The following is an 8,383-nucleotide window of genomic DNA, read 5'->3' as shown; positions in this document are numbered from 1 at the left end:
GCGGGTGTGGCGACGGTGGCCCTGGTGGGGCTGCAGGGTGGTGAGCTGGATGAGGGCCCTGGCACTCCCGAAGTGGTGCCATCCACTGTCGAGACCAACCCCTGGGCAACCCCGGCGCGCATCTCTCCGGCAGCCGGCCGAAGCCTGCAACTGGAAGACAGTGAATCCTGGCAGCGCCTGAACAGCTATCGTCTCAACCACGCGGACCGCGCCGCCGGCCTCCAGCGGATTGAGAGCCAGGCTGCCGATGCCCTGGACGCGGAAAGCGAAGACCGAGACGAGGGGAGTGAGCCTCAATGAAGGCAGTCAGTCACCGGCTGATGGTGGCCTTTTGCTGTCTCGCTGCCCTGGCCGCCAGCCAAGCGGTTCAGGCCGATACCCCGCGTGCAGCACTGGAACGCATGGCGGAGGCCATGTCTGAATTGAATTTCCGTGGAACATTCGTTCAGATTCAGGGCGGGGAAGTGGAGAGTCATCAAGTGGTTCACCGGGCCGGGGAGGGCGGCTCAAGTGAGCGTCTGCTGAGCCTCACCGGCAGTCAACGGGAGCTCCTGCGTCAACATGATGCGGTCAAGTGCATCTTCGCCAAGGATGACGACGGGGATGTGGACCTGAGGCAGGCCGCGGCCCGCTTCAATGCCTACCTGGGTGACAAGCTAAAGGATCTGGACAGTGGCCACTACAGCCTGATCAGCCTCGGCCGTGATCGGGTGGCCGGCCGCGCAGCGAATATCATCGGTATTCAGCCGGAGGATGAACTGCGCTATGGATTTCGCTTCTGGCTTGACCGGGAAACCGGCATGCCCCTCCGCAATGACATGGTCTCCGCTGATGGTGAAGTCATCCAGCAGGTGATGTTTACCGACATCATGCTGGATGTGGATATCAGCGATGAAGAGCTGGATCCGGTGCTGGAGAAAGAGGCGGAGGCCTTTGGTACCCGTCATGCCCGGTATTCCCGTAAGCGCCCGGGTGAGTCCGAGCAGGATCTACCCACGCTGTTTGACGCGCTGCCGGATGGTTTCCGCCTGGTTGCCGCTCAGTCCGAACCCCGCCGTGCCGGCAATGACGTCATCCTGCATCATTTGATTCTGTCCGATGGCATTGCCCAGGTATCGATTTTTGTGGAGCCGCTGGGCGAAGAACGCCGGGGCTTCGAGGGCGAGTCCCGCATGGGCAGTGTCAGTGCTCACGGCCGGCAGGTGGATGACCATCAGATCACCGTGGTGGGGGAGGTTCCCATGAAGACGGTGACCGCCATCGCCAGCGAAATTGACAGCCTGCCTCGGCGTCTGGCCGAGAAGCTCGAGCCTTGATCACTGAATCCGGTCGCATTGTCCGCCGCGAAGGTGCCGTTGCCTGGGTGGAAGCCAGCAGTCGCCGTGATTGTCCCCGCTGCGCCGAAGGCAAGGGTTGCGGCGGCGGTTTGCTGGGCCGCTGGCTGGGCAAGCGCCTGCATCTGGTCCAGGCGGCGGACCCCGCGTTTCATCCCGAGGGAAGCTGGGTCGAGCTGGGCCTGGAGGACAGTGCCTTGCTGAAAGCGGCCCTGGGCCTCTATCTCCCGCCCTTGCTGGGCCTGGTGGCGGGCAGTTCCCTGGCCCATGCCATGGGCCTGTCCGAATGGCTGTTGATTTTGGCCGGCGTGGCCGGATTCGCTCTCGGCCTGCTGGCTGCCCGCCGCCTGAGCCGCGGCCTCGGTGACCGGCCTGCCTTCCTGCCCCGGGTGATTCGTCGCCTGCCCGGCCCGCCGCCCGGCTGTGTGCGTGATCTCTCCGCCTGAATACCCTGAAACGGGGGATAGCCATGGAAATCGTCGTCTATTCGCGCCCCGGTTGCGGTTTATGCGATCAAATGCTGGTGGATCTGCAGCTGGAACTGGGCAGTGTGGACCCGATTCGGGTTGTGGACATTCGCGAGAACGAGGCCCTCAAGGCCCGCTACGGCCTGCGCATCCCGGTGCTGGAAATCGATGGCGAAACCCTCTGTGAGGGCCGCCTGGATCTCAGCCGATTGCGGGCGGCGCTGGCCGCTGGCGACAAATAAGCGAGCGGCAGGCCCGGCGGCGCATTTCAGTTGCGGCCCCGTCCCGGTATAATCGACGCCTTTCGACGAGTCATCGCAGCCGACCACGGGAAGGGGCTTGCACCCCGGTCTGGTCGGCTTTTCCATGTTTTACACCTTCGGGTCCTCAATGAAGCATATCCGCAATTTCTCCATCATCGCCCATATCGACCACGGCAAATCCACCCTGGCAGACCGCTTCATTCAGGTCTGCGGCGGCCTCACGGATCGCGAAATGGCCGAGCAGGTCCTGGATTCCATGGATCTGGAGCGGGAGCGCGGGATTACCATCAAGGCGCAGAGCGTCACCCTCAATTACACTGCCCGGGATGGTCAGGTCTATGAGCTGAACTTCATTGATACCCCCGGCCACGTGGATTTCTCCTATGAGGTCTCCCGTTCATTGTTCGCCTGCGAAGGCGCCTTGCTGGTGGTGGACGCTGCTCAGGGCGTTGAAGCCCAGAGCGTGGCCAATTGCTACACCGCCATTGAGCAGGGCCTGGAGGTGATTCCGGTATTGAACAAGATTGATCTGCCCTCGGCGGAGCCGGAGCGGGTCAAGGAAGAGATTGAGGACATCATTGGCCTGGAGGCCGACGAAGCCATTTCGGTCAGCGCAAAGACCGGCGTGAATGTGGACGAGGTGCTGGAGCAGTTGGTACAGAAGGTGCCGGCGCCCCAGGGGGATCCGGATGCCCCTCTCAAGGCCCTGATCATCGACAGCTGGTTCGACAACTACGTTGGCGTGGTCAGCCTGGTTCGAATCGTTGACGGCCGCCTGGCCAAGAATGACCGTATCCGGGTGATGGCCACCGGCAAGGCCCACCAGGCCACCGAAGTGGGTAGCTTCACGCCCAAGAAGACCCCACGGGACTCGCTGGAGACCGGCGAGGTGGGGTATGTCATTGCCGGTATCAAGGATATTGATGGTGCCCCGGTGGGGGACACCCTGACCCTGGATCATCGGCCTTGCGATGAGCGGCTGCCGGGTTTTCAGGAGGTCAAGCCGCGGGTTTTCGCCGGCCTGTTTCCGGTGGACAGCAGCGACTATGAGGATTTTCGCGATGCCCTGTCCAAGCTTCGGCTGAACGACGCCGCCCTGTATTACGAACCGGAGGTTTCCGATGCCCTGGGCTTCGGTTTCCGCTGCGGCTTTCTCGGCATGCTGCACATGGAAATCATCCAGGAGCGGCTGGAACGGGAATATCAGCTCGATCTCATCACCACCGCACCCACGGTGGTTTACGAAGTCCTGACCGGGGACGGGCAAACCCTGCGGGTGGATAATCCCTCCCGTCTGCCCGAGGTCAACCTGATCGAGGAAATTCGTGAGCCCATCATTGTGGCCAATATTCTGGTGCCCCAGGATTTCGTCGGCCCGGTAATTACCCTGTGCGAGGAGAAACGGGGTAACCAGAAGAAAATGATGTATCACGGCAAGCAGGTGCAGCTGACCTATGAACTGCCCATGAGCGAGGTGGTGCTGGACTTTTTTGATCGGCTCAAGTCCTCCAGTCGTGGTTTTGCTTCCTTCGAGTATGATTTTGATCGTTTTCAGTCTTCCAATCTGGTCAAGCTGGATGTGCTCATCAACGGGGACCGGGTGGATGCCCTGTCCACCATTGTTCACAAGGACCAGTCCTACAGTCGGGGCCGGGACCTGTGTGAGCGGATGAAGGACATCATTCCCCGTCAGATGTTTGATGTGGCCATCCAGGCTGCTATCGGCAATCACATCATTGCCCGAACGACGGTCAAGGCCCTGCGCAAGAATGTGACTGCCAAGTGCTATGGTGGCGACGTGACACGGAAGCGCAAGTTGCTGGAGAAGCAGAAGGAAGGTAAAAAGCGCATGAAACAATTGGGCAAGGTGGAGATTCCCCAGGAAGCCTTCCTTGCCGTCCTTCAGGTGGACAAGAAATAGGAGCGGGGTCCGCGGACCCGATACCATCCATGAATCTGGCACTGATACTGGTAATTGGATCTTTTGTAACCGGCCTGGTCTGGGCCCTGGACCGCCTGTGGTGGGCGCGTTCCCGCAGCGCCGAGGACCACGAACCTACCATCGTCGAATGGTGTCGGGCTTTCTTTCCGGTTCTGCTGATCGTCCTAATCCTGCGCTCGTTTATCGCCGAGCCCTTCCGGATCCCATCGGCCTCCATGATGCCCACCCTGCTGGTGGGAGACTTCATCCTGGTCAACAAGTTTGCCTATGGGCTGCGCTTGCCGGTTCTGGAGACCCGCTTTCTGGATCTGGGCAGCCCGGACCGGGGTGACGTGGCAGTCTTTCGCTATCCCCCCAATCCACGCAAGGATTACATCAAGCGGGTGATTGGGCTTCCCGGGGATCAGGTTGCATACCGTGGCAAGACCCTTTATATCAATGGGGAGGCCGTGGCACAGGAGGTAGTTGGTCCTTTCGAGCCGCGGGATGTGGATCGTCGGCGGGATCGGGTGCTGCCCGGCAGCGTGCTCATGAAGGAAACCCTGGGTGAGCAGGCTCACGAGATACTGGTCAGCCCCCGACCGGCTACAATGGAAAGCCAGGAACTGGAAGCCGGTATTGTCATCCCCGAGGGCGAGTATCTGATGATCGGGGATAATCGGGACAACAGTCTGGACGGGCGTCACTGGGGACTGGTGCCGGAGGATCATCTCCGTGGTCGCGCCATGTTCGTGTGGCTGAGTTGGGAAGCCTTCAATGCCTCGCCCCAGTGGGGACGAATAGGCCAGGCAATCAATTAGGGAGTAGCTGACATGCGATTGCGTCACTCACAGCAGGGCCTGACGGCGATTGGATGGATACTGGTTCTGTTCGTGGTCGGGATTATCGCCACGGCCGGGGTCCGGCTCGTGCCGGTGTATATCACCTCCCAGACCCTCAACACCATCATGCGAGGCGTGACATCGGATGTGGACGCCAGCTCCCTGTCTGAAGTGCGTCGCTCCCTGGTCAGGCGGCTGAACGTCAACGACGTTCGTGTGGTGGGAGATACCGATTTCACCATTGAAACCATTGATGGTCGCCGGACTCTGGTGCTGGAATATGAGCATCGCGTGAACTTCATCGGTAACATCGATTTCATTGTCTCCTTCGAGAAGAAAGAGACCTTCCGGGGGGAGTGAGATTGAGTCTGGACCGGCTACTGGAAACCCTCGGTTATCATTTCAGGGACCAGAGTCTTCTGGAAGCGGCGCTGACCCATCGCAGTCTTGGCCGCAACAACAATGAACGCCTGGAATTTCTGGGTGATGCGGTTTTGGGGCTTTGTGTTTCCGAGCTGCTTTACCGTGCCTTCCCGCAGGTAGAAGAGGGTGATCTAAGCCGCCTTCGCGCCAGTCTGGTCAACCAGGAAACCCTGGCCGAGATTGCCGCCGAGATGGATTTGGGGACTTATCTTCGTCTGGGCGGCGGTGAACTCAAGAGCGGTGGTTTCCGTCGTGCATCCATTCTCTCTGACGGTCTTGAGGCCATTCTCGGCGCGGTTTATCTGGATGGCGGTTTCAGCCCGGCCCGTGATCTGATTCGGCAGCTGTATCAGGAGCGCGTGCGACGGTTGCCGCCGCCCGAGCAACTCAAGGATCCCAAGACCCGCCTTCAGGAGTGTCTTCAGGGCCGGGGACTGTCTCTGCCGGTCTATGCCGTGGAGTCAATCAGCGGCAAGGAGCATGCCCAGGTATTCGAAGTCAGTTGTGTCGTCCCTGACACGAATTTTCAATCCCGCGGGCGCGGTGGCAGTCGACGCAAGGCGGAGCAGGCGGCAGCGGCCGCCTTACTGGAGAAGGTCAATGAATGAATCTGTCCGTCATGCCGGGCTCGTGGGTGTGGTGGGGCGACCCAATGTGGGCAAGTCCACATTGGTCAACGCACTGGTGGGTGAAAAGGTCAGTATTGTTACCGCCAAGCCTCAGACCACCCGCCACCGCATCATGGGAGTCTTGACCCGCGACGACTGTCAGTTTGTCTTCGTGGATACGCCGGGCATTCACTCGGAAGCACCCCGGCGCTTGAATCGGGACATGAACCGCCTCGCCCAGGACGCCGCCCGGGATGCCGATGTGGTGGTGTTCGTGGTCCAGGCAGGCAAGTGGTTGGCGGAAGACCAGGCCATCCTCGACAGTCTCAAGCGTCTGGACGTACCGGTGGGTCTGGTGATCAACAAGGTTGACCAGGCGGCGGACAAGTCCCAGCTCCTGCCTTTCATCGAATCGATCACCGCCAGGGCCGATTTTCGTTTTGTCGTTCCTCTCTCGGCCCTCAAATTGACCAACCTGACCCCGCTGCTGGATGAGCTGCAGCAGTTCTTGCCTGAGTCGCCGGCCTTCTTCCCCGCTGATCAGCACAGTGATCAAAGCCCCCGGATGGTGGCCGCCGAAGTCATTCGCGAAAAGCTGATGATGCGTGTGCACAAGGAAGTACCTTACGCGGTCGCGGTCCAGGTTCAGGAGATGGAGCGGGAGGGGCAACTCACCCGTATCCAGGCGGTGATCTGGATCGAGAAGGAAGGCCAGAAAGGTATTGTGATTGGTCAAGGCGGAAAAGTTCTCAAGGATGTGGGTACCGCCGCCCGCAAGGAGCTGGAAGGGATTTGGGGCGGGCGGGTGCATCTGGATCTCTGGGTGAAGGTCCGGGCGGGATGGCCCGATGATCCCCGTATCCTAGGCAGTCTCGGGATCACCAGCGAATGAGCACGCGTCGGCCGCAGTTGCAGGCCGGCTATGTTCTCCATCACCGGCCTTATCGCGATACCAGCCTGGTAGTGGATGTCTTTACCCGCACCGCCGGGCGCCTGGCACTGGTTGCCCGGGGGGCCAGGCGGCCCCGGGCCAGTCAGCGCAGTCTCCTGCAGCCCTTTCGTCCCTTGTTATTGTCCTGGCGGCTGGGCGGCGGCGAGATGGGTACGCTGACGGCTGTCGAGGCGGATGGCTACCCACCGGGCCTGAGCGGTGACGCTCTGATGTCCGGCTTTTATCTCAACGAATTGGTCCTTCGTCTCCTCGGACGGCATGATCCCAACGAGGCCATCTTTGATCTCTATGCCGAGACTCTGGCCGCACTGCCGGCGGGGCCAACGGCGCCGGTGCTGCGGCGTTTCGAGAAACTGTTGCTGGATGGTCTGGGTTATGCCTTGCCCGTCCACGAGACCGGAATGGACGGTCAGACGCTGGACCCGGACAGCCGTTATCGTTTCGATCCCGAATCAGGGGCCTGGCCGCTGGCGGGATCGGAAGGCCGTGGTTACAGTGGTCGGACTTTGCTGGCCCTAGCCCGGGCGAACTATGATGAGCCGTCGGTACAGCCTGAAATGCGGCGGTTGCTCGCCGAGGCACTGCAACCCCATCTGGGGGGTAAACCCTTGCAGACTGCAAGGGTCATGCGGGATCTGACTCGACGCGGTTTGCGTCAGACGCGCAGTGAGCCGTCGGCCAATGACAGTGATGACAAGGGAGATCCCTCATGAAGCAGGCAAGCGGTCCCATCGATCTGGGTGTCAATGTAGATCACATCGCCACACTGCGGCAGGCTCGTGGCACCCGCTATCCGGACCCGGTACAGGCCGCAGTGGTGGCCGAGCAGAATGGCGCCAATGGCATCACCATTCACGTGCGTGAGGATCGTCGGCATATTCAGGTACGGGACCTTCGCCTGATGAGTGAGATGCTTGAGACCCGGATCAACCTGGAAATGGCCATCACCGATGACATGCTGGCAATCGCTGGGGAGTATCGGCCCTTTGCCTGTTGCCTGGTGCCCGAGAAACGGGAAGAGCTGACCACCGAGGGTGGCCTTGATGTGGCCGGCCAGCAGGAGATGGTGAATCGCGCCGTGACGCAACTCAAGGAGGCGGGTTGTCGGGTGTCTCTGTTCATTGATCCTGACCCACGACAGATCGAGGCCGCGGCGGCCGCCGGTGCCCCGGTGGTGGAACTGCATACCGGGGATTATGCCGAAGCCCCCCTGGGTCGTCAGGCTGAAGCCCTGGAACGTATTCGTGTCGGGGCAGAAAAGGCCGCGGCGGCCGGGCTGATCGTGCATGCCGGCCACGGCCTGCATTATCACAACACGGCTGCAGTCGCCGCCATTCCCCAGATCAGTGAACTCAATATTGGGCATGCCATCATTGCCCGGGCGGTAATGGATGGCTTGCCAAGGGCGGTTGCCGACATGCGCTCCATCATGGACCGTGCGCGAGGTGGAAGCTGATGGAGGTTCCAGGCCTGGTCTATGGTGTGGGTACGGACCTTGTCGAAGTGGCTCGAATCGAGCGAGCCTGGGAGCGATGGGGAGAGCGGTTCGTCAACCATCTGCTGATGACGGCAG

11 protein-coding genes are annotated in these 8,383 nt (G+C 60.9%); all 11 read left to right on the top strand.

Going from position 1 to position 8,383, the window contains the following annotated elements:
* On the top strand, positions 1–300 hold a 300-nt coding region (locus ACJWXQ_RS10960), incomplete at its 5' end, for a hypothetical protein (protein WP_406672808.1).
* Positions 297–1,316 carry a MucB/RseB C-terminal domain-containing protein gene (locus ACJWXQ_RS10955; protein ID WP_346052213.1) on the top strand — a complete coding sequence of 340 codons (1,020 nt, stop codon included), beginning with the start codon at positions 297–299 and terminating at the stop codon, positions 1,314–1,316. The genes ACJWXQ_RS10960 and ACJWXQ_RS10955, both read left to right, overlap by 4 nt.
* Complete coding sequence (locus ACJWXQ_RS10950; RefSeq protein WP_346052212.1) at positions 1,313–1,780, top strand: SoxR reducing system RseC family protein; 468 nt, start codon at positions 1,313–1,315, stop codon at positions 1,778–1,780. Before ACJWXQ_RS10955 ends, ACJWXQ_RS10950 begins: the two co-directional genes overlap by 4 nt.
* A gap of 23 nt (positions 1,781–1,803) precedes the next feature.
* The gene (locus ACJWXQ_RS10945; RefSeq protein ID WP_346052211.1) at positions 1,804–2,043 is read left to right on the top strand and encodes a glutaredoxin family protein; all 240 of its coding nucleotides are present in this window, start codon (positions 1,804–1,806) and stop codon (positions 2,041–2,043) included.
* Between the two features lie 124 nt (positions 2,044–2,167).
* Positions 2,168–3,985 carry a translation elongation factor 4 gene (gene lepA / locus ACJWXQ_RS10940; RefSeq protein ID WP_346052262.1) on the top strand — a complete coding sequence of 606 codons (1,818 nt, stop codon included), beginning with the start codon at positions 2,168–2,170 and terminating at the stop codon, positions 3,983–3,985.
* 29 nt (positions 3,986–4,014) lie between these two features.
* Entirely contained in the window at positions 4,015–4,806 is a 792-nt protein-coding gene (gene lepB, locus ACJWXQ_RS10935; protein WP_346052209.1) for a signal peptidase I, read from the top strand.
* 12 nt (positions 4,807–4,818) lie between these two features.
* Entirely contained in the window at positions 4,819–5,187 is a 369-nt protein-coding gene (locus tag ACJWXQ_RS10930; RefSeq protein ID WP_346052207.1) for a DUF4845 domain-containing protein, read from the top strand.
* Positions 5,184–5,858 (top strand): ribonuclease III, encoded by a 675-nt coding sequence (rnc, locus tag ACJWXQ_RS10925; protein WP_346052205.1) that lies wholly within the window; start codon positions 5,184–5,186, stop codon positions 5,856–5,858. The genes ACJWXQ_RS10930 and rnc overlap by 4 nt, the downstream gene beginning before the upstream one ends.
* Positions 5,851–6,750, top strand: coding sequence for a GTPase Era (gene era / locus ACJWXQ_RS10920; RefSeq protein WP_346052203.1), 900 nt, complete (start codon positions 5,851–5,853; stop codon positions 6,748–6,750). The genes rnc and era overlap by 8 nt, the downstream gene beginning before the upstream one ends.
* The gene (recO, locus tag ACJWXQ_RS10915; RefSeq protein WP_346052201.1) at positions 6,747–7,523 is read left to right on the top strand and encodes a DNA repair protein RecO; all 777 of its coding nucleotides are present in this window, start codon (positions 6,747–6,749) and stop codon (positions 7,521–7,523) included. Before era ends, recO begins: the two co-directional genes overlap by 4 nt.
* Complete coding sequence (gene pdxJ / locus ACJWXQ_RS10910; protein ID WP_346052199.1) at positions 7,520–8,266, top strand: pyridoxine 5'-phosphate synthase; 747 nt, start codon at positions 7,520–7,522, stop codon at positions 8,264–8,266. Before recO ends, pdxJ begins: the two co-directional genes overlap by 4 nt.
* The last annotated feature ends 117 nt before the right edge of the window (positions 8,267–8,383 follow it).

Source organism: Natronospira sp. (assembly GCF_007134575.1).
GTDB classification, from domain to species: Bacteria; Pseudomonadota; Gammaproteobacteria; order Natronospirales; family Natronospiraceae; genus Natronospira; species Natronospira elongata.
Note: the sequence above shows the minus strand (reverse complement) of the source record. Positions and strands in the feature narration are given on the sequence as shown.

Coding starts and splice junctions, on each gene's coding strand:
- lepB (WP_346052209.1), top strand. CDS start 4,015: ATGAATCTGGCACTGATACTGGTAATTGGATCTTTTGTAACCGGCCTG.
- ACJWXQ_RS10955 (WP_346052213.1), top strand. CDS start 297: ATGAAGGCAGTCAGTCACCGGCTGATGGTGGCCTTTTGCTGTCTCGCT.
- era (WP_346052203.1), top strand. CDS start 5,851: ATGAATGAATCTGTCCGTCATGCCGGGCTCGTGGGTGTGGTGGGGCGA.
- ACJWXQ_RS10945 (WP_346052211.1), top strand. CDS start 1,804: ATGGAAATCGTCGTCTATTCGCGCCCCGGTTGCGGTTTATGCGATCAA.
- recO (WP_346052201.1), top strand. CDS start 6,747: ATGAGCACGCGTCGGCCGCAGTTGCAGGCCGGCTATGTTCTCCATCAC.
- lepA (WP_346052262.1), top strand. CDS start 2,168: ATGTTTTACACCTTCGGGTCCTCAATGAAGCATATCCGCAATTTCTCC.
- ACJWXQ_RS10930 (WP_346052207.1), top strand. CDS start 4,819: ATGCGATTGCGTCACTCACAGCAGGGCCTGACGGCGATTGGATGGATA.
- pdxJ (WP_346052199.1), top strand. CDS start 7,520: ATGAAGCAGGCAAGCGGTCCCATCGATCTGGGTGTCAATGTAGATCAC.